The following is a 20462-nucleotide window of genomic DNA, read 5'->3' as shown; positions in this document are numbered from 1 at the left end:
AAACGAAGAAGTCAAGGGTTTGGATTCGACAGTAAATACTGCCTGTTTCCCGCCTTTGGCTTTTGATATTTCTTTACTGTTTACAGTGCCGATTCGTATAATTTGTGTTATATTCGGGCGAGTGTAAAATATGAGAAAAGTATTTAAATATATATTCCGTATTCTTTTGGGAGTTATCCTGTTAGTTGGCTTAGGGGTGATATTGCTTTACTTACCTCCTGTACAGCGGTTTGTAAAAAATAAGGCGATAACCTATGCGGCAAAGAAACTGGATATGCAGGTCCAGGTGGGGAACCTGGCGTTAAAATTTCCTTTGGACTTGACACTGGAAGAAGTATATGTCGGAAAAACAGTAAGGGATACTTTTGCTTATATCGGGAAGCTTCATCTGGATGTGGGATTAAAGCGGATTTTCCGGAAAGAATTGGCTGTAAAAGAATTGGCATTGAACCGGGTGAAGTTCCGTCTGCAAAATGATACAACCGGCATGGAACTGTCTGTCGGTTTGGATACACTAGAATTAAAGGCAGACCGGATGGACCTGAAAAATAAGGAAATAAATGTCCGGGAATTGAGGGTTGCAACAGGAGATATTTTTTTGAGAGGAGGAAAGGGGAATGAGGAGAAGGATACAACTGCTGCTACACCTTTTGATTGGAAATTCTATTTGGAAGGATTGGAACTTTCTCAGATCAGCTACAATATGGAAACTCCGACCCTGCCTTTATTGTCTGCTCGTTTGGAACGGGGAATGATCAGCAAGGGAGAGGTAGATATTGGAAAGCAGGAAATAGATGTACAGACTGTAGCGGTTGCAGAAGGAGAATGCCGTATTCAAACAGCGGCTTCTGAAACCGTTCCGGAGACTGTAGCCGAGGAGCTTACGGATACAACTTCCCTGTGGACAGTGAAAGCCGCTCGGGTAGAGGTGAAAAATTATGCTTTTACCCTTTTAGAAAGTTCCGGTCAGCATTTTGAGCTCAATTTATCCAATATCGGTATCCAGATAGATAGTGTCTATAATCGGGGTTCCGTGGTGAGGGCGGATTTAAAGCAGTTACAGGTGATTCGGAAAGAAGGGGGACGGATAGAACAAATGCAGGCCCGGGTCGATTTGGAGCCGGCTTATACGGAAGCCGGGAATGTGTACGTTCGTACTCCCTACAGTTCCCTTCGGTTAAATGCTTTTTCTGAAGCACCTCTTTCCGGGATTATTCGCCAGTCTCCTTTAAAGGTGAAGTTGGACGCTTCTGTGGGCATGGAAGATATTCGCTTGTTATGGAAAGACTTGCCCCCTGAATTAGTGGGGAAAAAACTGAGTATTCAGACTGAATTTGCTTATTCCGAAAATCGTATCGATCTGAAACGTTTGAGGACTTCTATGGCCGGTTTTTTCGATTTACAGGGGAAAGGACAATTTTCTTCCATTCGGGATTTGCAGAATATAAGCGGGAATTTTATACTGAAAGGGGAATTAAAGGATATTGCTTTTGTCAAACATATGACCGGCGGGAACTTTGAAATACCTCCGGATATACAACTTGATATGGAGGTTTCCGCTTTAAGAGGCGAATTGTCCCCGCATATCGAAATATGCCGGAATGCCGGTTGTCTGGTCGTCGCCGGAAATTACTCTATTCCCGCCCTCACTTATGATTTGCACCTGCAGGCAGATCGTTTTGATGTAGCTCCGTTTTTACCCGCAGATTCGCTGGGAATTCTTACGGCAGATATCCGGCTCGTAGGAAAAGGCATCGAGCTGAAGGAAGCTGAAAGTCGGCTGTCCGTGGAGATTGGACAGTTAACTTATAAAAGACATGCTTATCGGGATATTCAATTGATTGCCGGGGTCGATCGGATGAAGTGGAAAGGTGAATTGAAAAGTGAAGATCCTGATTTGATATTGCAGCTTGCTTTTCAGGCAGATTCTCTGGACAAACGATATGTATTGGGTTTGGAGGGAGAAGTCGGAATGGTGAATTTGAAGGAATTGAATCTGTTTCAGGATGACTTTTCGCTGTCGATGAAGGTCAAAGCAGATGCGGCTATAGAAAAAGAGGATAGTTATCTGCTGAATGTCGGGCTCGATCAGGTACGCATAGACGATGGACGGGGATTTTATAATTTGGGCGGGCTGCTGTTGCACCTGCTTAGCGATCGGCGGGAGACCCATGTCGATTTGGTGTCGGGAGATTTTCATATGACTTTCCGTGCAGATACCCTGATTACTCAATTGCCACCTATGTTTGCCGCTGTTGCTGCAGAAGTAAAGCAACAGATCCAGCAGCGGGAATTTGACATGGTGAAAATACAGGCTTTGTTACCTTTTTTCCGTTTGAAGATAAACGGGAGTACTGAAAATGTGATGGGGAAATACCTGCAATCGAAGGGGATTCTTTTTAAAGAGATTGCTTTAGCCGTTTCTTCTACGCCGGCGGAAGGATTTCATCTGAAATCGGGTATTTTACATCCTGTGTTGGATAAAGTGGAATTGGATTCGATTGTTTTAAATATCGACCAGCGAGGCGAGCAACTGACATATCGTCTGCAGGCTTTGAATCCTCAGGGGATTGTAAAAGATTTATACAATGTACAGGCGTCCGGTTATATTCGTCAGGACCGGGTAGAAGTGGAGATTTGCCAAAAGAATAAGCAAAACCAAACCGGAGTGCATATCGGGGCTGATTTGATCTTGCGGGATAGTTCTTATGTCATTAGCTTATTTCCGGAAAATCCGGTATTGGGCTATACTTCTTGGATGATCAATGCCGGTAACCGGATCATAATCGGTCCCGGCGGGCGGATTACAGCCGATTTACGGATCGTCTATCAGGAAAAATTAGTGAGCATACAGTCGTTGGAAGATAGGGGAGCAGAAAAAGAAAGATTACAGATCGAGATTAACGGGATTGATCTGGCTGCCCTTACGAAAGTCATTCCTTTTATACCGGATTTAAGTGGAAAACTGAATACGGATTTATTGTTTTATTCCTTGGAGGATCATGTCATTGCAGACGGAGATTTGTCTATTGGAGATTTTTATTATCAGAAGCAACGGATAGGAGATGTCGGATTAAATGTTTTTTATGATGCAGCCAATCGCTTTACCAATCATGCTGTCAATTTTAGCCTTTATCTGGATGAGATACAACGGGTAATTGCAAAAGGAAAGTTTTCAACTTCTGAACAAAACCGGGATGTAGAAATAGACCTGAGTATTCCTTCTCTGCCGCTTTATCTTGTAAATGCTTTTGTACCGGCAGATGTCGTAAAATTAAGCGGGGATTTGAATGGAAAGGTGGAGTTGCGGGGAACTTTGGATCGGCCTCAGTTAAACGGTGGACTTGCTTTTCAGAATGGGCAGGCGGAAGCCGTGATGCTGGGGACTGCTTTCGGCTTGGATTCTACTTTGATACCGATAAGGGATGGAAAGTTGTCGTTTCGCAATTTTGCTTTTACAGCCCCCAATCGGCAGGCTTTATTGGTGAATGGAGAACTGACGCTGACCCCTTTTTCTGATATGCGGATGGATATGAACTTTAAAGCCACTAATTTTCAGGTGGTAAATGTGAAGAAAAATCCGGTATCCCTACTGTATGGAAAGGCTTATGCAGATGTCGGAGTTAGTTTGAAGGGACCTTTTACGGCTTTGAACCTGACGGGAGGCATAAACTTATTGAACAATACGTCTATCAATTATGTAATAAAAAGCTCTACCCCTCAGTTGAAAGACCGGAGTATAGAATTGGTGCGTTTTGTTTCTTTCCGGGATACGACATTATTGCAAAAAGATCTTTTGACCAATCGGGTCAATAACAGTAGCTTTATGATGAAATTATTTATTGAGATCGGCAGTGCAGTAAATGTCGTTATCAATTTGTCCGAAGACGGTGATAATCAAGTGGCTATACAGGGAGGAGGAAATCTGATCTATTCTATGAACCCGGAAGGAGGAAACAATCTGGTTGGGAAATATACCTTGAGTGGGGGAATGGTTCGTTATGCTATCCCGGTGGTGGGGGAAAAAAATTTTAATATTCGAAGTGGTAGTTATGTCGAATGGACAGGTCCTTTGGAAAATCCTTCCTTGTATATAACGGCCAGCGAATCGGTAAAAGTGAGTGTTTCTGAGGATAATCAGAGTTCCCGGCTCGTCAATTTTGATGCCATTATCCGAATAGAAGGAAATTTAAACCAACCCCAGATCACTTTTGATCTCTCAGCCCCGAACGATCAGGCTATTCAGACCCAATTGGCTGCTTTTTCTGCAGAGGAACGGACAAAACAAGCGATGAATTTACTGATTTATGGCACTTATTCCGGTCCGGGAACCGTAAATACCGGCAACAGTGCCAATAATACCTTAAATAATTTTGTCGAAAAAGAATTGAATCAGTGGAGTCGTAAATATTTGAAAAATGCCGGACTTACTTTCGGTATTGATAGTTATAATCAGATAGGTGCCGGCGGACAGGAAGTGAAAAAGACAGATGTTTCCTACCAATTTTCAAAACAGTTATTCAATGATAAAATCAATGTAAAAATTGGGGGACGGGTGACGACAGATAACGATCCGGCGACGGGTATGGAACAGAATCTGGTGGACGATATTGCCATTGAATATATGTTTAGTAAAAACCGGAATTGGTTTTTGAAGATTTTCCGGCATACCAATTACGAGAGTGTATTGGAAGGAGAGGTGACGCAAACCGGTTTCGGTATTGTTTTGCGAAAGAGTTTCCGGAAAATAAAGGATCTCTTTATCCGGAAATCAAAGCGGATTATACGGGATAACCAACGTAAAAATAAGCATGATGGTGAAATGTAAAATACATCCGGACGGCAAGGAACGACTGTTGCAGGCAGGACGTAATATTTTCTTTTTTCTTTTTTTCATATTCATTCTGGCTGCGTGTTCTACAACGAAGAAATTGAAGGAGGGGGAAATTCTGTATACCGGCGTAAAAAAAATGAAAATAGAAACACCTAAAAAATTGAAATTGGAGGGACCGGAGAAATCGGCTTTGACGACACCCTTGTCTTATCCTCCCAATAATCCCTTGTTTTCTCCTTATGTGCGGAGCCCTTTCCCCATAGGATTATGGGTATACAACTGGAATATAAAAAAAGAAAAAGGCTTCAAGTGGTGGTTGTATCGGAAATTGGCTAAGAAACCTGTTTTGATTTCAGATGTACAGCCAGAATTGAGGTTAAATATGGTCGAAAATAATATGAAGGATTTCGGCTTTTTTGGCGTAGAATCCCGTTATGAAATTATTCCCCATAGACGAAATCCGAAAAAAGCGCGGGTCAGTTATTGGGTAAAATTACCTCAGCCTTTTCGATACGGGACAGTGGAATTATGGGGATGGACGGGAGAAATGGATACGATTGTCAGGCGTTCTATGCGTTTTAGTTTGCTGAAGACCGGACAACAATATGATATTAATATTATGGAACAGGAGCGGCAGCGAATATCCGGCTTGTTGCGGAACAGAGGTTATTATTACTTCCAGCCTTCTTATATTGAATTTTTAGCAGATACCACCCGGCAACATGGGATTGCCGATGTCCGGATCGGCTTAAAACAAGGGATCCCTTCTTCTGCTTTTTATCCGTATCGTATTAAAGATGTACATATTTCCCTTAGCGGAAATGGCAGTGAGGCCAGTCGGGATACAATATTTTACAACGGCCTTCGTTTAGATTATGCGCCTCCGCAGACGTTAAAGCCGAAAATAGTAGCCCAGGCTGTCAATGTACGCCCGGAACAGCTCTATACAGCCTGGCGTCAAAGCCGTACTCAACGGGAGTTTGTACAATTGGGGGTATTTAAATTCGTCAACCTGACCATAGAACCGGTAGATTCCGCTGGCAGCAGGTTGTTGAATTATAATATCTATGCGGATTATGCCTTGCCGATTGAAACGGAGATCGAACTGGATCTGGCTTCTAAATCCAATAATTTGTTGGGACCGGGATTGACACTGAGTTTGAATAATAAAAATATGTTTAAGCGGGCAGAGACTTTTTCTTTAAAGTTGAATGGAGCTTATGAGTGGCAGATCGGAGGCGAGAAGACGACAAAAGGACGGTCTGGTTTGGTAAATTCCTACGAACTGGGAATCAATTTGAATTTGTCGGTTCCGCGTTTATTGGTCCCGAAATTTATGAAAACCACAAAAGACCGGCAGGAACGTACCAACTTTCAGATCGGTACGGATTTTTTGAATCGACATAGCTATTTCCGGATGATTTCTTTCTGGGGAAGTGCAACTTACGATTTTAATTCTTCTCGTCGGAATTACCATTCGGTCGTACCCTTCAAATTGAGTTATACACATTTGCTACGGACTTCCCATGAGTTTGATTCCACTTTGAATAATAACCCGGCTATCGCCTTGAGTTTTAAAAATCAGTTTATCCCTTCGATGTCCTATACGTATACTTTCGACCGGGCGGCGACCTACCGTAATCCGAACCGAATTTTTTGGCAGACTTCTCTTACCCAGGCGGGTAATATTATTTCAGGGGTACAGGCCTTATTCGGAAAGACCGGAGAAGGGCGGAAAATCTTGGGAAATCGTTATTCTCAATTTTTAAAATTGACGACCGAGATCATTAAATACAAAAAAACGTCCGACAATTCGCAGATCGCCATGCGTTTTATGGGAGGAATCGGTTATGCATACGGGAATGCAAAAGTGATGCCTTACAGCGAACAATTCTATATCGGGGGGGCCAATAGCATACGGGCTTTTCAGATTCGTTCGATTGGTCCCGGGAGTTACCATCCTGACCGGAAGTCCGTTACGGCTTATCTGGACCAAACCGGGGACATCAAATTAGAGGCCAATATCGGTTATCGCTTTAAAATAGCGGGACGTTTCCTCGGGGCAGTCTTTGCGGATGCCGGAAACGTCTGGTTGTTGCGAAAAGAAGAACAGAGACCGGGAGGAGAATTCCGGCTAAAAGGACTTTGGAAAGAAATCGCTTTGGGAACGGGCTTCGGATTGCGTTACGACATTACCTACATCGTTATCCGAGCAGATTTGGGCGTTGCTCTGCATGCTCCGTACAACACCGGAAAATCGGGCTACTTTAACATTCGGAGTTATAACTTTCACGATGGACTGGTACTCAATCTGGCCATCGGTTATCCTTTTTAAAAGTACGGATGTAAAATTAAAATCCAGTTCGGTCACTGTTTTTTCCTTTTTTATTTTTTATTTTTTCCTTTTTATCCTATCTTTGCCCCGCTGTATTGGAGAGATGCAGGAGTGGCTGAACTGGCTCGCCTGGAAAGCGGGTATACCTCAAAAGGGTATCAGGGGTTCGAATCCCCTTCTCTCCGCAGAACCCCAAAGACAAAAAGGGGTCAAAGTATGACAAATCCCGTAAAATCAAGGTTTTACGGGATTTTTTATTTCTCTCCTCGGACATCCGAAAGACACAAAAAAGCCCCGTTTGGACAGAGTACCGTTACTAAATCGTTACTGAAAAAGGACGATTGATTTTAGTAACGATTTTTAGGATAAGTCGCTGATTTGTCGTTTGTTGTCTTCAAAGTGTCTGCTCATAACTCAATTATTAATCATTTCTTTGCCACTAAAAGTTTTTACCCTCGGCAAAGAGGCAAAAAAAGGAGGTATTATGAGCAAAAGTACATTTAAGATTCTTTTCTACATTCGGAAGAATCAAGTAAACAAAGAAGGCAAGTCGGGAATCATGATCCGTTTGACCTCTGACAAGTGCGAAGAAGCGACAGTGCGAATGCCGAACACGCAATTATCCGACAAAGGGGATGCGGAAGACTTCATCCGTGAGCATGTACATATCGTAAGGCCGAAACCTATGGAGGAGAACGCATCCGGCAAGGGATTCAGGCTGTAAAGGGCAAAAAGGTGGAATACCGTACCGGCAAACGGGCAAAGAAAAGTTCTTTGCCCGTTTTTTCCGGATTCTACTTTTTCACCTTTACTCTTTCCTGCAACGCTTTCAGAAGGTTGTCGGATGGTTGCAGGTTCAGCTTCTTGCGGATATGCGTCCGCGTGCAGGTGATGTTGCTCTCTTTCTTGCCGAGTATCGAACAGATGTCTTTGAGAGGCTTCCCTTGCAGGATCAGCAGGCATACCTCCCGTTCCGAGGCAGACATTTCCGGAAAGAGCGTTTCCATTTCAAGCATACCGGCCTCTTGCATGAGAAGATATTCCTTGACGTTGGCGATGACGTTACGCCGCATATCCTCGCCTGCCATGTCGAGCAGGGCTTTCGTCTTGTCGAAGTCCTGCCTTGCCCGTGCCAGTTCAAAATACGCCCTGACCTGTTCCTTATTCTGTCCGAGCAGGTCGAAAAACTCCTCCTCGTCCTTTTTTAAGGACGTGTTTTCCTTGTCTAAAGAGCGCATGTTGTGTACCAGACGGCTTCCGAGAACACAGATGACGGCAAAGATGACAAGGAATATTATAAAAAAGTTGTTGAGCGCCCCGTTTTCCGTAATCTTCATGCAGGCGGTATATGTGCCCATGCTCAACACGCCAAGCACATACGGGGTGTATTCCAAATAGGCTATCAGAGAAAAAAGGATATTTACCGCGAGCAATACCGTGTTTCCGACAATCAGCATCAGGTGATACTCGTCGGGGGTATGGGCGCAGTTGATCATTTCCATGGTCGTGGCTATCTGCGTGACCATGATGATGCCGAAAAGGGCGAAGGAGAGTGTAATCTTACGGAACAGGTATCCGGAAAAGAGCATGATGATCACGAGGATGTATCCCGAATTGACAACGAGGTTGAATTCCTTCTGCGGGCCGCTTACACCTATTAGATTGAAGCCCAACCCGACCAGTATGGCGATGGTGTAATAAACGAACACATAAAGCTGCTGCTTTCCCAAGAAAGAGGTCTCCCTTTCGAGGAGCGAGGATGGCAGCAAACGGGGTACTTTGGGTAAATTATACTTCATTTTTTCGTTCAAATGGCTGTTTTTAGTGTATTTTAGTGTGCAAAAATACGAAAAAACATCTCGTTTTAGTGCATTTTAGGGGTTATTTTTATTTTGCCATAATAGAAAAATTACTTAATTTTGCAAATAATTCATTCAAACGAATGCCATATAACAATACAGTTATATCAAAAAGTCGTTTGTTGTCGTATTTTGAAGACATGAATAACGATTGCTTCCGGATTTCACAGGTAGAACCGGAAGTGAGAAATTCTGCGTCGCCATCGTTTCATGATTCCACCCTTATATCCGCAGAAAATTTATCCGATGCGCAAAAAAAGTGTGCCAACTATTTGGAAATGTGTAAAATTCGTGTAAACACACACACACACACACACACACACACACACACACACACACACACACACACACACACATCGCCACGCGCGTTATTATACAAATTATTCCTTAAAAATCAATCAGTTATAGAGATATTTTCGCAAGGAATATCTCTCGTTTTCTCGAAACTATCCGAACCTTTATACGCCACCCTCACCGACCGGGGGTGCGTATCGTCATACCCGTCGGCGGTGTATGCTGGAGCATGTAGTAGTAGCCATGCCCGCATACGCCGCCGATGTGCATTTTCATTAACCCGTCAATATAAATTCAATTCAATATGACAGTAATCAAACGAATACTATTCGCGGTGCTCCTGACTGTTGCAGGGCTTCCGCTTTCGGCACAAGAGCGGTCGGACACGACCTACCTTTTCCGTTTTGTGGCAGACAAGGACATGTTCTTCACGCCGTGGAGCGGTAACGGAAAAGAACTTGAGCGGTTGCTTGCAGCCATAAACGAGAACCGCTCCGCCATCGAAGCAGGACAGATGTATCTTTTAGTGACAAGCTACGCTACGGACGGCAACGAAGAACAGACTGCGGCGCAAGTGGCAAAAACACGCCGCAACCGTGTGAAGTCCGAACTAATTGTGCGCGGCAAGGTAAAGGAGGCGCATTTCGTTACCGACCAATCCTTCGATGTGGCCTACACGGATGAGCACGGAAAATCCCTGCGTAACATCGTCATCGTTACTCTCCCTGCCTCTGTGGGGAAAGTATCCGAGATAGCCGGAGAGGAAGCAGCCGCCAAAGTGGAAGCCTATAATAAGGAAATAAGCGGAGAGGCGGAGCGTGAACGCCTTGCCGCCGAAGAGAAAGCAAAAACCGAAGTGCAGGCAAGTCAGCAGGCGGAACGTGATCGTATCGCCGCAGAGCAGGTTGCCCGCAAGCAAGCTGAGGCGGAACGTCTGGCAGCGGAACAAACCGAGAAAGAGCGTCTGGTAGCGGAGGAACAAGCCCGCCTACAAGCCGAAGAAACGGCAAAAGCCACCTCGTACCATTTCGCCCTGCGTGCGAACCTCTTGCGTTGGGCGACTCTTACACCCGATTTGGGTGTGGAGTGGCGCTTCAACCGCCATGTGGGTATCGCCGTGAACGGCAGCTACACTTCGTGGACATGGAACGACAGCGATCGCCGCTACGCCCTGTGGGAGGTGAACCCCGAAGTGCGCTATTATATAGGTAAGGAGAAGCGCGGTTATATTGGCGCGATGTACAAGGTGGGGCAATTCAACTACAAGTTTTCCGAGACCGGCAAGCAGGGCGACCTGATGGGCGGCGGTATCACGGGAGGCTACCAGTTGAAACTGAACAGAGCCTTGTCGCTCGACTTCTCCTTGGGCTTGGGCTATGTCCGTGCCGACTACGAGAAATATACCGTCATCGACGGCGTGCGCGTGAAGCGCGGCAAAGAGACGAAGAACTGGTGGGGGCCGACGCAAGCCGGTGTCACCTTGGTATGGACGATATTTTAAGAAAGGAGGAAGATATGGAAAAGACAGAAAATATACGCTTGTCAAAGATAAATGCAGTTCGTAAAACAGATTTCCGTCTCTGGGGCATGATGGCCATCTTTGCGGCGGTTTCATCGTTCACCTCCTGCGTGAAGGACGAACTTTTCAACACCCCGCACCCCGACCACGGCAAGATCACCGTTACTGCCGACTGGACGGCACGCGGGGAGGATGTTCCCGAACCGGAAAGATGGACAATAAGCATAGGCGACTACACCGGCGAGGAGACCGAAGCCGTCCATGCATCCGACCGCCTTTTCGAGCCGGACACGTACACCCTCGCGGCATGGAGTAATGCGGACAATATCACTGTCAGCGGAACGACAGCCACCGTATCCTCCGCCTCGGGCAATTGGGACGGTGCAGGAGCATTCATCCATAACGCTCCGGGCTGGCTGCATACGAGTATGCAGCAGGTGACGATAGAGAAAGACCGCGTGCATGCCTTCACCGCCGCGATGATGCAGCAGGTACGGCAGCTGACCATCGTCATCGATCCGAAGGGCGACGCCGCAGTACGTATCGTTGGCATAGATGCCTATCTGACCGGAGCGGCAGGCGCATTGGACTTTGCCGACGGCATGCACGGCAGCCCGGCTAATGTGGAGCTTGCCTTCAGGAAGATAACCGAGGGCGCGGACGCAGGCAAATGGACGGCAACGGTGCGGCTGCTCGGTGTTGCAGGCATGGAACAGCGGTTGAAAGGCTCTATCCGTTTCGCTGACGATAACCCGAAGCCCGTAGCCCTCGACAGCGACCTGACGGAAGCCCTTTCGGGATTCAATACCGGCAAGACCGAAGGGATGATTCTCGGCGGCACGCTCGTGGAGACACCTACCGAAGCAGGCTTCACCGCCACCATCGTTGGATGGCAACCGACGGACGGAGGGAACACCGATGCCCATTAAACAAGAGAGAGATACCAAAATATTACAAACAATTAAACGTAAAGAAATGAGAACAAAAAGAATGGTATTCGGAGCACTCGCGATTGTCCTGCTGGCAGCCTGCTCCAACGATGAAAATGAGACGATGATTGACAACACCGGCAGCCGTGCCACCTTCTCCGCTTCTATCGGATGGCAGGTACAGACCCGTGCTTTCGACCAGATGTGGAATGACAATGACAAAATCGGTATCAGTGGCAAAACAGGAGACAAGACATATACCAACGTGGCATACTTTACGGCCAACGGAGGCAAAAGCGGCAGTTTCTCCGTGGTCACTCCCGGAGAGGAGATCTACTATCAGGATAACGAACCCGTCACCTTCACGGCATACTACCCGTGGGAAGAGGCACTGAAGGAGGGGACCTTTATTGAAACCGACACATGGGGACAGGCAGACCAAAAGAGTTTCGATTACCTCTGGTCGCAGGCCATCGGCAGCAAGGGAACCCCCAATGTGGCATTCTCCTTCAACCATGTGATGACGAAGGTGGTGCTGACCATCAAGAAAGGTGCTGACGTGAGCCTTGACGAAGTGAAGGCTGCCGTGATGACATTGGAAGGCTTCGAGCATACGGGTAAGTTTGATGTCACCACCGGTGAGACTACTACCTATGCCGGTACAACCGTGATGTGGAATTTTGCCAACAACAGCGATAACGAAAACTACAACGCTCCTGTTGTAGTAGACGAGACAGCCCAGACAGTAACCTACACGCTGATTATGTTCCCACAGAAGTTTGACAAAAAGCTCCCCGTCCATGCCGACCTTACCGGCAAGCAGACCTTCAAGGCAGAGCTTGACTTCACCGAAGCCAACAAAAAAGCCGGTGACGAAAACCCGGAAAACAAATGGGTGGAAGGTCGCCAGTACAACCTCAGCGTGACACTCCACAAGACCAAGATCACCGTGGACGGATGCGAAATTGTTCAGTGGGAAAATGTTGACGGCGGCGATTTCAAAGCGGAATAAACAGATAAATAATAATAACCCGAAAAATTTCAAGACAATGAACAAGAAGAATTATCTTTTCATCGCATTGGCTGCATTGGCTTTCACCGCTTGCAGCAACGATGATGAACCCGGAGTGAACAATGGTCCCGTGGCAGCACAAGTTACGGCAGGTATTGAGGGTGTGCAGACCCGTGCGGCAGGTACAAGCTGGGACAAAGGTGACCAGATTGGTATTACTGCCGAATCAACCAAAACGAACTACACCAATGTGCTTTACACCACTGCTAATGGAGATGGAGATTTCACAAGTGACTCTCCTATCTATTTCCAAACCTTGGAGGAAGTTACGTTTAAGGCATACTATCCTTATGTGGCAGACAAAGAAACTGTTGAGAAGACCATAACGGCTAATGACCAAGAAACAATCGCCCAGAAGAAAATCGACTATATGTTTGCCACAGGTGCTAAAGCCAGCAAAACTTCTCCAACAGTAAAGTTCGTGAACAACATACCCAGTGGGGATACCGATGCCCGTTTCCAGCACTGCATGAGCATGGTGACACTGACTTTCCAACAAGGAGACGATACCGACTTGAAAAATATGACAGATTTCACTGTCAAACTAACAATGACAGGCACATTCAACACAACCAACGGTGAGGCAAAGGCAACAGATGAACCAGTAAGTGAATTGAAAATCACGGAAACTCAGACAGAGAGCGCTACATACACCAAGTCGCTCATCCTCTTCCCGCAGGATGTTGAAAACGGTAAATTCGACTTGTCTCTCACATTAGGCGGTCAGACCTACAAGACTACGCTTACTCTGCCTAATAGTGCGAAAGCATTGGCTTCCGGCATGAATTACACCTTTAAAATTAGGGTAAACAAGACCGAAATTGATGTAGAAGGCGCTACGATTGCAGGATGGGGTGACGGAGGCAGCGGCAGCGGTAATGCCACCATGTAACAATCCCACCCTCAGCCATCCCGTGCGCCATGCGTAAAGCACGGAGATATGCCTATATTATAAGGTGTAACTGCCCCTCTCGCAGGGGGCGGTGGCACAATCAAAAACAAGCAAAGTGAAATTTAATAAAACAATAAGAATAATGAAGACAAGAATGACAACATGGCTCTTTGTCCTCGCAGCATTGGTGGGAACGTGCCTCACGGGTTGCAAGGAGGAGATCCGGCGCCCCTTGGCGCAACACCTCATCGGCACATGGCAGCGTGCGCAGGACTTCGTCCTCACGGACGGCAAATGGGTGGAAGACCCCATCCCCGAAGGCAAGATGGAACGCATCGACTTCCGCGCCGACGGCAAGGCAGTGAACATCCGCACCGCCGTGGACGGACTCACCGAAATGAAGAGCGGCGAGTGGAAAACCGACGAGAAGGCCTGCACGGTGACGATGGGCGGCTTCAGCACACCGGTATGGCGGCTCACGGCAGACGAGTTCGGCAACTCCTACGACAAGGCCATCGACCCTGCCACCGGCGGACTCATGGACGGCAGCTTCCGCTGGATATACCGCCGCGTGAGCGACAAGCATCCCGTGGAGCAATACCTCGGCAAGTGGCTGCTCACCGGCAGCTACCAAAAGCAGGACGGCGACTGGATGCCCATTACCTACGGTGTTCCCGACGAGGGTTGGTCGGAGTACAAAGAGGACGGCACGGTAACGACCTATGCCCGTTCGGGCGACAAGGAGCAGGGTTTCAAGTCGCTATGGGCCGTGAACTGCAACACCGGTACCATGGTCTGGTACAGGGACGTGACCAAGAAAGAGTCCCACACCGTTACCGTCGCCCTCGACGGCGACACCATGACGGTGTTCTACTCGCAGAACTTCGATCCGGCAACGGGCGGGATGATAGAGGGCGAGTTCAAGGACGTGTTTGTCCGCGAAAAATAAACTGCAAGCCGAGCGAAGAGCCGGATTTGTCCGAGCTGTTCCGAGGCGCAGCGTTTATTGTGAAATCGCAGATTTCAAACTAAAACAGCCACCCCGTGCATGAGGCGTAAGCGCGGAGGTACACGATATAAGGTGCAGCGGGCGGCATCGCAGCCGCCGGTGGCACAGAGAACAAGAATTAGAGAACTTAAAAAGATATTTATGAATCGTATGAAGACAAGAACAATTCTGCTGCTCCTCGGTCTTACGGTATTGTCGGGCGCATTCCTGACAAGTTGCAAGGACAGCGGCGAAGACATTCCAATACTCAAACCCCTATCCGAACACCTTGTCGGCAAGTGGCGCTGGGCGGAAAGTTCCGGCATAAAAGACGGGACGTGGCAAGAATACATCGTTCCGGACGACATCTATGAGCGTGTCTTTCTCCGCGAAGACGGCACGGCTCAGCACATCCGCACCTTCGACGGCGGGTATATGGCCATGAAGAGTTCCGCATGGACGACGGACGAAGAGACGGTAACGGTCACTATTTCAGGCGTACCGAGTCCTGTCCTCCGGCTGACCGCCGATGAGTTTGGTTTCTCCATGACAACGGGCACCAACCCCGAAAACGGCACGGCCGGAGAAGAACAGCACTGGCTGTTCCGCCGCATAGACATCGGAGAGAAACACCCGGTGGAGAACTATCTCGGCAGATGGGTATTGTCCAAGACCTACGAGAAGAAGGACGGGCAGTGGGTGGAGACCGCCGCAGGCAAGCCCGACGAGGCGTGGCACGAATACCGTGAAGACGGTTTTGCGACATTCCATGCATGTACGGGCGACAAGGATCAGGACTCCGAGATGTATTGGATGGTGAACTGTACCACGGGCGACATGCGCTGGTTTGAATCGACCCCGAAAGAGGCGTCCACGGCCAATGTCACCATTGACGGCGACACCATGACGGTACTCTACTCCAAGAGCTACGACCCCGCCACCGGTCAGGTAGTGGAGGGCGAGTTCAAGGATGTGCTAATCCTCGATAAATAAACTGCAAGCCGAATGAAGAGCCGAACTTGTCCGAGCTGTTCCGAGGCGCAGCGTTTATTGTGAAATCGCAGATTTCAAACTAAAGCACAACAGCCATCCCGTGCATGAAGCGTAAGCACGGAGGTACACGACATAAGGTGTAGCGGGCGGCATCGCAGCCGCTGGTGGCACATAGAATAATAAACAGTAAAACAATTAAAAAACAACCGAGATATGAAAAGAAGCAAAAAACATCTGTTACGGAGCTTGGCAGTAGCGATGATAGTCTGCGCAGGGTTCGCCGCCTGCACGCAAGACGACGAATCGGGCAGCACAACCCTGCCCGAAGGCAAATACCCGCTGGAAATCTCTTCGGTAACGATGAGCGTAGAGAGCAGCGAACAGCCGTGGGGCACAAGCCCTACGCCACAGACACGGGTGTCGGAGAATCCCGATGGAAACAGCAGCAAGTGGGAGGACGGAGATAAGATTTACGTGCAGGTAGGTAGCGGCACGCTCGGCACGTACACCTATCAAGGCGGAAAACTGACCGTGGCCGATGGCGATTCGCCCGCTTACTGGGCTTCTAACGCGGATGGTCAGACAGTTAAGGCATGGCACACTTCCCCCAATCATACGAGCGGGGATGGAACTACTACTACCGTAACCCTCTCCGACCAAAAAGACGGATTGGCGTATGTACTGACAAACAGCGCCCCGGTCACTGCCAACTTCGGTCAAAGCATAGACTTGAAATTCTCCCACGCCCTTGCCAAAATTCGTGTGGTACTGACAGGAAAAGAGGTAGGCGATGATACCTCTGTCAGCATAGAGAGCTATACTTCCTGTACGGTGAATCAAGTCACGGTACAGGGTACAACACCGGGCGAAATCAAAATGCGCAGAACCGCTAAAGGAACATTTGAAGCCAATGTAGTGCCGGGATATGAGATAAAACAATTCAAAATAAACGATGGCAACTGGATAGACCTTACGACAAGTGTCACGCCCGTAGCCGGAAATTGGCACAAGATAGGGATTGATGTGAAGCCCGAAGCGCTTACTCCCGCTGAACCGATAGAAATTAAAGACAATGGCGAATATACCATCACAGGAAGTGGCACGAATTCAATCCAGATAACGGGCGGCAGCCCCAAGGTCACCTTAAGCAATGTCAGCATCGCGAACGCTCCCGGAATTATCATATCCGGAAAAGACACGCAGCCGACACTGTATTTTAAAGAAACAAACTCTATAGAGGGAAATGTCGAGTATGCAGCGGGAATACAGCTCAAAGACGGGGCGAGCGTAACGATAGAGGGAGAAGGCGAAGACAAAACCACATTAAAGATTGATATGGCTGGAGCATTAGCTTGCGGAATAGGTGCCAACTTTAACGAAAGTGGCGAAAGTGCCGGCGGCAACATCACCATAAAAAATATAAACTTGATAATAACTTCAATAAGCACCGGAATCGGAGCAGGTGAAAATGCAACATGCGGTGATATCCTCATAGAGAACTCGAAGTTGAATATAACCCTCCAACCGAATAACACCGCCGCTATCGGAGCGAGTGTAAGTAACTTTAACTCACCATCGGTCTGTAGGAACATAACGATTCGTGATTCGGATATAACGGCAAAAACGGGCTACTCGGAGGGGTACAAAGCAGAAGCCTCGGTCATAGGTACTTCCGGAAGTCCTAACGCAGGCACAAAATGCGGCAATATAAATATCTGGCTAAAGCAAGGACAGAGTGTGGACGATTTTAAGGAGAATCTGACTACTACCAAGGCCCAGGCAATAGGCAATGGATTCTGGGAACTCCGAGGTGACCCCAACAAAGCCACGACCGGCACCATCACGTTCCACCCATATGCTGCTAATTAGTGACTGTTTCGGCGGATGTGGGGTGGGTATAAGAACTTACAATCGTGGCAAGGAGTTAAGTTCAATGGAAACTCTCTTGGAACTGATGCAGAATATTAACAAAAGTCCGTCCCGGCGGATTTGTAAAACGATAAAAAGCCTCCTTTTCCCGAGTCAGCGACAAGAGGCGCACAAGTCGCTGACTCGACCTCCTCAAGTCGGCGAGTCGGGAAAGTGAGGTCGGAAACAGAATACGAACATGTAGGATGATGAAGATACAACGATTATTTACACTTTCTGTGATAGTGCTGTTTGCCGCCACAGGTTGCCGGAATAGAGACGGCTTCACAGCCGAAGAATCCCGTCTTATACATTCGGGCTGTTCGGAGGAAATCATGCGGCTCTGTACGGTGGAGGACCGGGAAGACTCACTGCTGTTGCGTAAAGTCTCCCGCCCGCTTCCTGAATCCGCTTTCTTTTCGGAGGAGTATGGACTGCTTGTCGGGTGTATGCTGGCGACCGTGCGCAATCCGGAGAACGAGGGCGTAGGCATTGCCGCCCCGCAGGTGGGCATCCTGCGGCGCATCGTCGCCGTGCAGCGTTTCGACAAGCAGGGCGAACCGTTCGAAGTATTCGTCAATCCCGAAATCATCCGTTACTCCGCAGAACAGCAGTCCGGTGAGGAGGGTTGCCTTTCGCTGCCGGATGTGTCGGGCTGCGTGTCGCGTGCTAAGCAAGTAACATTACGCTATCTGGATGGGCGGACTTTTGAGAAGCGTGAAGAGGTCATCGACGGATTTACGGCAGTCATCGTCCAGCATGAAATAGACCATCTCGACGGGCGTCTTTTTACCGACCTGCTCTTGCCGGACGAGAACAACCGGAACACTGTTCCGGAAGCACAGAATGTGGATAAATAGTTAATAATGAAAATAAAAAGTGTACCTCTGCAAGTAAAGATTTTCTCTGGATATTTGATGTTAATGGCGGTCATCGGTAGCATGGCCGCCATTCTTTTCCATGAACGCGCGAGGCTCCGGGAGCTGGAGGCCGGCATCGTGGAAATCCGCCAAGTGCGGTGTGAGTTATCCGAGATTCACCGCAATATCACGGTGCTGGCCTCGCTTGGCGAAAGCGTCATTGCATGGGAGATCGAGGATTATCATTCTTACCGCACGAGGCGGCTGAAAGTGGATAACCTGCTACAAGTCCTGCAAAGCGGTAACAGTTATATGGTCGATTATCCACAGATAGACACGCTCCGGGGATTGTTGTCAAGCAAGGAAGAACACCTGCATCGGATTATGCTGCTGTTCCATAGGCAGGACGAGGCCGACAGCCTGCTTGTCAACCATTTGCCCGAAGCTGCCAGAGAAGCTACCCAGACGCGGACGGTCGTACAAAAGAAAACAGGCATAGCAAGGTTGTTCGGAGGGAAAAAGACGGTGGAATTGCCACCTTCCCCCGATAAACTCCACGCGCTGAACCAGCGGTTACTCGCCCTGCAAATGGAACGGATAGGCAATATGGACAACTATACCGACAGCCTGCGCACCCGCAACAGGGAACTGAACCGGAAACTGTTCGCCCTGCTCGGAAGCATCAACGACCATATGCAAGCCGCATTCCAATATAGGGAACAGAATATCGCGCAGTCGCACAGATGCTCCACCCGCATCATCACGGGACTTATTTTCTCTGCCATCATCCTGCTGGTTATCTCCTTTATGATTATTCAACGGCATTTGAGGCGAGACACGAAACTTAGGCAACAAATGGAGGAAATCATAAATAAAAACCGCGACCTTCTGGATATGCGCAAGAAAATCATTCTGACGATTTCCCATGACATACGCGCCCCGTTGAGTATCATCAATGGCAGCGCTGAACTGGCGATGGATATGCGCGACCGCAAAAAACGCAACGGACATCTGGCCAATATCGGCGTATTGTGCAAACATATCTTGCACCTGCTGAACAACCTGCTGGACGTGTACCGGCTCAACGAAGCGAAAGAAACACGCCATGACATACCTTTTCGGCTTTCCGGCCTGCTGGAACGTATCGCAGCGGGGTTCACCCATACCGCCAACGACAAGGGACTTCAGTGCAAAAAAAATATTCTTCTGAATATCAATATTTTAATTTCAGATACAGTACCCGTATTCTTTTCAGGTCTCGGTTTTGTCCTTCTGTTTCATATAACCCATTGCGCAAAGGGAAAGAAACAATGAAGTATAAACTCGATAACCCAGAACAATATGGACTACCGTATATTGACGGGCGGTAACTTTTTCCGCTGCGTCAGCCAAAATACAGATGATGCCGATATAAGATCGGCCTACGACGATTTTTCGCAAGCGATATTCGATTCCTATGTACATGCGGACAACCCGCACGGGCTTTTATTCTCGTTGATCTATGCAGAAGCGGAGCTGCAAAGCCTCCATGATACTTTTTCCGACAACGCGGACAGCAAGAGCGTCTATTTGAAAAAAGCTCTATCGCTCGTCCGGCGTATGCTGGAAAACCTGAAATCCCAAGTGCCACCACTATCCACCCCGCAAACCGATTCACCCCCGACAAGCTCTTTCCGTTGGACGGGCAGCCTTGTCGAATTGATAGAGGTCATCTACGCCCTCGACGAGCTGGGCTGCATCAATGACGTCCAGAACAAAATCAAGGAGCTGGCGGCCTTCTTCGGCTCGCAGCTCGGTCTGGAGATCAAAGACAGACATTGCTACGACGCCTATCTGGATATGAAACGCCGCAAGAACGAGAGCCGGACGTACTTTCTCGACAAGATGCGCGAGCGTCTGAATCTGCGGATGCAGCGGGATGACGCGAAAGAGAATGCCAGACGATAAGTCTGTGAATAAACGGAAGGAGTATCCATATC

14 protein-coding genes and 1 tRNA gene are annotated in these 20462 nt (G+C 48.0%); 14 read left to right on the top strand and 1 reads right to left on the bottom strand.

Annotation, left to right across the window (positions count from 1 at the left end):
- Nucleotides 1-130 precede the first annotated feature (130 nt).
- From HMPREF9449_RS08280 to HMPREF9449_RS16245, 4 genes are all read left to right on the top strand, one after another.
- Entirely contained in the window at nucleotides 131-4828 is a 4698-nt protein-coding gene (locus HMPREF9449_RS08280) for a translocation/assembly module TamB domain-containing protein (RefSeq protein WP_009136808.1), read from the top strand.
- On the top strand, nucleotides 4815-7169 hold the full coding sequence (tamL, locus tag HMPREF9449_RS08275; RefSeq protein ID WP_147640149.1) for a translocation and assembly module lipoprotein TamL: 2355 nt from the start codon (nucleotides 4815-4817) through the stop codon (nucleotides 7167-7169). Before HMPREF9449_RS08280 ends, tamL begins: the two co-directional genes overlap by 14 nt.
- A gap of 97 nt (nucleotides 7170-7266) precedes the next feature.
- Nucleotides 7267-7354, top strand: a tRNA-Ser gene (locus HMPREF9449_RS08270).
- A 299-nt stretch (nucleotides 7355-7653) separates the two neighbouring features.
- Complete coding sequence (locus HMPREF9449_RS16245) at nucleotides 7654-7893, top strand: hypothetical protein (protein WP_009136806.1); 240 nt, start codon at nucleotides 7654-7656, stop codon at nucleotides 7891-7893.
- 70 nt (nucleotides 7894-7963) lie between these two features.
- Here the strand turns inward: HMPREF9449_RS16245 and HMPREF9449_RS08260 are convergent, their stop codons facing one another.
- Nucleotides 7964-8980 (bottom strand): hypothetical protein, encoded by a 1017-nt coding sequence (locus HMPREF9449_RS08260; protein ID WP_009136805.1) that lies wholly within the window; start codon nucleotides 8978-8980, stop codon nucleotides 7964-7966.
- A gap of 646 nt (nucleotides 8981-9626) precedes the next feature.
- On the opposite strand from HMPREF9449_RS08260, the gene HMPREF9449_RS08255 reads away from it, so the two are divergent.
- The 10 genes from HMPREF9449_RS08255 (at nucleotide 9627) to HMPREF9449_RS08210 (ending at nucleotide 20430) form a co-directional block, all read left to right on the top strand.
- The gene (locus HMPREF9449_RS08255) at nucleotides 9627-10823 is read left to right on the top strand and encodes a DUF3575 domain-containing protein (RefSeq protein ID WP_009136803.1); all 1197 of its coding nucleotides are present in this window, start codon (nucleotides 9627-9629) and stop codon (nucleotides 10821-10823) included.
- Between the two features lie 86 nt (nucleotides 10824-10909).
- Complete coding sequence (locus HMPREF9449_RS08250; RefSeq protein WP_040611735.1) at nucleotides 10910-11770, top strand: FimB/Mfa2 family fimbrial subunit; 861 nt, start codon at nucleotides 10910-10912, stop codon at nucleotides 11768-11770.
- Nucleotides 11771-11816: 46 nt separating this feature from the next.
- A complete protein-coding gene (locus HMPREF9449_RS08245) occupies nucleotides 11817-12782 on the top strand; it encodes a fimbrillin family protein (protein ID WP_009136801.1) in 966 nt (321 codons plus the stop codon).
- Nucleotides 12783-12819: 37 nt separating this feature from the next.
- Nucleotides 12820-13734: a fimbrillin family protein gene (locus tag HMPREF9449_RS08240; protein WP_009136800.1), complete on the top strand. Its 915-nt coding sequence runs from the start codon at nucleotides 12820-12822 to the stop codon at nucleotides 13732-13734.
- 142 nt (nucleotides 13735-13876) lie between these two features.
- On the top strand, nucleotides 13877-14683 hold the full coding sequence (locus tag HMPREF9449_RS08235; RefSeq protein ID WP_050810411.1) for a hypothetical protein: 807 nt from the start codon (nucleotides 13877-13879) through the stop codon (nucleotides 14681-14683).
- Nucleotides 14684-14884: 201 nt separating this feature from the next.
- Nucleotides 14885-15715, top strand: coding sequence for a hypothetical protein (locus HMPREF9449_RS08230; protein ID WP_009136798.1), 831 nt, complete (start codon nucleotides 14885-14887; stop codon nucleotides 15713-15715).
- 213 nt (nucleotides 15716-15928) lie between these two features.
- The gene (locus HMPREF9449_RS08225; protein ID WP_009136797.1) at nucleotides 15929-17584 is read left to right on the top strand and encodes a fimbrillin family protein; all 1656 of its coding nucleotides are present in this window, start codon (nucleotides 15929-15931) and stop codon (nucleotides 17582-17584) included.
- 245 nt (nucleotides 17585-17829) lie between these two features.
- Nucleotides 17830-18483 (top strand): peptide deformylase, encoded by a 654-nt coding sequence (def, locus tag HMPREF9449_RS08220; RefSeq protein WP_009136796.1) that lies wholly within the window; start codon nucleotides 17830-17832, stop codon nucleotides 18481-18483.
- A 6-nt stretch (nucleotides 18484-18489) separates the two neighbouring features.
- Entirely contained in the window at nucleotides 18490-19797 is a 1308-nt protein-coding gene (locus HMPREF9449_RS08215; RefSeq protein WP_009136795.1) for a histidine kinase dimerization/phospho-acceptor domain-containing protein, read from the top strand.
- Nucleotides 19798-19824: 27 nt separating this feature from the next.
- Complete coding sequence (locus HMPREF9449_RS08210) at nucleotides 19825-20430, top strand: RteC domain-containing protein (RefSeq protein WP_009136794.1); 606 nt, start codon at nucleotides 19825-19827, stop codon at nucleotides 20428-20430.
- Nucleotides 20431-20462 lie beyond the last annotated feature (32 nt).

Origin of the sequence: Odoribacter laneus YIT 12061, assembly GCF_000243215.1 — a bacterium.
GTDB lineage: Bacteria > Bacteroidota > Bacteroidia > Bacteroidales > Marinifilaceae > Culturomica > Culturomica lanea.
The sequence above is the reverse complement of the archived record's forward strand: the minus strand, read 5'-3'. Positions and strand labels throughout refer to the sequence as shown.